General features: G+C 76.3%; 1 protein-coding gene. It reads right to left on the reverse strand.

Going from position 1 to position 3,932, the window contains the following annotated elements; genetic code table 11:
- A partial coding sequence (locus tag ACFV6I_RS14260; protein WP_380425361.1) for an amino acid adenylation domain-containing protein occupies positions 1–3,932 on the reverse strand: 3,932 nt, incomplete at both ends.

Raw genomic sequence — 3,932 nt, forward strand, 5'->3', positions numbered from 1 at the left:
GGGGCCCACCACCGACACCCCCGAGCGGGCCAGGGCGTGGGCGACCAGGGTGACGGGCCCGGCGCCCTCGTGGGCGCGGGCGGGGGCCAGCCGGTTGGCCGGGGCGTTCAGCTCCGCGAAGGTCAGCGACTCGGGGCCGCAGACCAGGGCGACGGCCCCGGGGGTGCGCGCGGCCTGCTCCTCGAACACCGTCAGGTAGGGCGCGCCGGCGTCCGGCAGCGCCGTGTCGTTCCATGCGGCGAGAGCGTCCCGCTCGGCCTCGCCGAGCACCTCCAGGGCGGCGACCGGGCGCTCGGGGTCCTCGACCGCCTGGCGCAGGATCAGCTCCAGGGCGGTGGCGAGCCGCCGGACCGTCTCCCGGTCGAACAGGTCGGTCGCGTACTCCAGGCCGCCGCTCAGCCCGGCCGGGGAGCCGTCGGCGGCGAGCCGCTCGACCAGGCTGAGGGTGAGGTCGAAGGTCGCGGTGCCGAAGTCGACCGGCTCCTCGGTCACGGTGACGCCGGGCAGGTCCGGCCCGTCCTCGGGGGTGCCTGCGAAGGCCAGCATCACCTGGAACAGGGGGTGCCGGGCCAGTGACCGGGCCGGGTTCAGCTCCTCGACCAGCGACTCGAACGGCGTGTCCTGGTGCTCGTACGCCGCCACGTCGGTGTCGCGGACGCGGTGCAGCAGTTCGGCGAAGCTGGGGCGGCCGGAGACGTCGGTGCGCAGCACCAGGGTGTTGGCGAAGTAGCCGACCAGGTCGGTGACGGCCTCGTCGAGACGGCCGGCCACCGGGGTGCCGATCGGCAGGTCGGTGCCGGCGCCGAAGCGGTGCAGCAGGGTGGCGTAGGCGGCCTGGAGGACCATGAACAGCGTGGCGCCGTGCTCGACGGCGAGGGCGCCGAGGCGTGCGTGCAGTTCGGCGTCGAGCTCCAGCGGGAGGACGGTCCCGCGGTGGCTGGCGACCGGGGGCCGGGGCCGGTCGAGCGGCAGCGGCAGCTCCTCCGGCAGGCCGGCCAGCGCGTCGCGCCAGTAGGCGAGTTGGCGGGCGGCCAGGCTCTGCGGGTCGTCCTCGTCACCGAGCAGGGCGTGCTGCCAGAGCGCGTGGTCGGCGTACTGGACGGGCAGCGGCTCCCAGCCGGGGGCGCGGCCGGCGAGCCGGGCCCGGTAGGCGTCGGTGAGGTCGCGGTAGAGCGGGCCCAGCGAGGCGCCGTCCCCGGCGATGTGGTGCAGGACGAGGACCAGGACGTGCTCGTCCGAGCCCTCGGGCCGCAGGTAGGCGTGCAGGGGCAGGTCGGCGGCCAGGTCGAAGGTGTGGCGGGCGAGTTCGTCCACCGGCCGGTCGGTGGTGGTGAGCAGCGGGGCGGTCGGCCCGTCGAGGACGTGCTGGTACGGGACGCCGTCCTGTTCGCCGAAGACGGTGCGCAGGGCCTCGTGCCGCCGGACGGTGTCGCCGAGGGCGTCCGCGAGGACGGCGGGGTCGAGCGGGCCGCGCAGCCGCAGGGCGAGGGTCACGTTGTAGGTGCTGGCGGGGCCGTCCGCCTGGGCGAGGAACCAGAGGCGGCGCTGGGCGAAGGAGAGCGGCACCCGGTCGGGCCGGGGGCCGGGCCGCAGCGCCGGGCGGGCCGGGGCGGGCGCGTCGGCCGCGCGGTCGGCGAGCCGGTCGGTGAGCCCGGCGACGGTGGGGGCCTGGAAGAGGTCGCCGATGGCGAGTTCGATGCCGAGTTCGGCGCGGGCCCGCCCGGTGAGGCGGGTGGCGAGCAGCGAATGCCCGCCGAGCGCGAAGAAGTCGTCGTCGATGGTGATGTCGTCGATGCCGAGCAGGTCGCCGAAGAGCTCGCACAGCGCCCGTTCGCGCTCGTCGCGGGGCTCGCGGCCGGTGCCGTCGGCGGCGACGTCCGGGGCGGGCAGGGCCCGGCGGTCGACCTTGCCGTTGGCGTTGAGCGGCAGGGCGTCGAGCAGGACGACGGCGGCGGGGACCATGTAGCCGGGCAGCGTGGTGCCGGCGAAGGTGCGCAGCTCGGCCGGGGTGAGCGAGGCGTCGGCGGTGCAGTAGGCGACCAGCCGGGTGTCGCCGGGGCGGTCCTCGCGGGCGATCACGATGACCTGGCGCACGGCGGGGTGGCGGGAGAGCGTCGCCTCGATCTCGCCGAGTTCGATCCGGAAGCCGCGCAGCTTGACCTGTCCGTCGATCCGGCCGAGGAACTCCACGGCGCCGTCGGCGCGCAGCCGCACCAGGTCGCCGGTGCGGTACATCCTCTCCCCGGGCGCGTACGGGCAGGCGACGAACCGTTCGGCGGTCAGGGCCGGCCGGTTCAGGTAGCCGCGGGCCAGGCCGGCACCGGCGATGTACAGCTCTCCCGGGACGCCGGGCGGGACGGGGCCCAGCCGGGCGTCGAGGACGTAGCTGCGCATGGCGTCGAGCGGGCCGCCGATCGGCACCCGGGGGCCGTCGAGGTCCGCGTGGACGAGCGGGTGGTGGGTCGCGAAGGTGGTGGTCTCGGTGGGCCCGTAGACGTGGGCGAGCAGCAGGTCGGGGCGCGCCCCGCGCCCGCCCCCCCTGCGGGCGCCCCCGCCCCCCTCGCCGCCGGTGCAGACGACCCGCAGGGCGGCGAAGGTCTGCGGGGCCTGCTCGGCGACGAGGTCGAACAGGGCCTTGGTGAGGAAGACGGCGGTGACGCCGTGGCGGGTGGTGACGGCGTGCAGGGAGGTGGCGTCGAGGGCGCCGGGCGGGGCGACCACGACGGTGCCGCCGGCCAGCAGGGGCGTCCAGATCTCGTAGGTGGCGGCGTCGAAGGCGTGCGGGGAGTGCAGCAGGACCCGCTCGTGCCGGCCGTCCTGCCAGCGCCGGTCGGCGGCGAGGTCGAGGACGTCGCGGTGGCGGACGGCGACGCCCTTGGGGCGGCCGGTGGAGCCGGAGGTGTACATCGCGTAGGCAAGCTGGTCCGGGTGGACGGGCACGCCGGGGCGGTGGGCGGGGGCGGCCGCCTCGTCGCCGGGGCGGACCACCACGGCCCGGTGCGGGAAGCCCGGGTCGGCGCGGTCGGTGAGCAGCACGGGGGCGCCGGTGTCGGCGAGCACGTCGGTCATCCGCTCGGGCGGCAGGCCGGGGTGCATGGGCACGTAGCAGCCGCCGGCCTTGAGGATCGCCAGGGTGGCGACGACGACCTCGACGGAGCGCTCCATCAGCATCGCGACGGGGGTCTCGGTGCCGACGCCGAGGGCGATCAGGTGGTGGGCGAGGCGGTTGGCCCGGGCGTCGAGTTCGGCGTAGTCGAGGGTGCCGCCGTCGTGGGCGAGGGCGGTGGTGTGCGGGGTGCGGTCGGCCTGGCGCTCGAAGGACTCGGCGAGGGTGCCGGGCCGGGCCGGGGCGCCGGTGGCGTTCCACTCGGTGAGGATGCGGGTGCGCTCGTCGGGGGCGAGGACGTCGAGGGTGCCGATGGGGGCGTGCGGGTCGGCGGCGGCACCGGTCAGCAGCAGGCCTAGCCGGGCGGCCAGGGCGGCGACGGTGGCGTGGTCGTAGAGGTCGGCGGCGTACTCGATCGAGCCGGTGAGCCCGGCGGGGGCGCCGTCGGGTCCGTGGCATTCGGCGATGCCGATGTTGAGGTCGAACTTGGCGACCCGCAGGCCGATCGGCTCGGGCGCGGACTCCAGCCCGGGCAGGTCGAGTTCGGCGTCCTGCCCGTGGTTCTGGAGCACCAGCAGGGTCTGGAACAGCGGGTGGCGGCCGAGGGCGCGGGTCGGGTTGAGCTCCTCGACGAGGCGCTCGAAGGGGATGTCCTGGTGGGCGAAGGCGTCGAGCTGGGCCTCCCGGACGCGGCCGAGCAGCTCGGCGAAGCTCGGGTCGCCGGACGTGTCGGCGCGCAGCACCAGCGAATTGACGAAGAAGCCGACCAAGTCGTCCAGGGCCTCGTCGGCGCGGCCGGCGAGGCCGGTGCCGAGCGGGGTGTGGG

Source organism: Kitasatospora sp. NPDC059803 (assembly GCF_042732255.1).
Lineage (GTDB): Bacteria > Actinomycetota > Actinomycetes > Streptomycetales > Streptomycetaceae > Kitasatospora.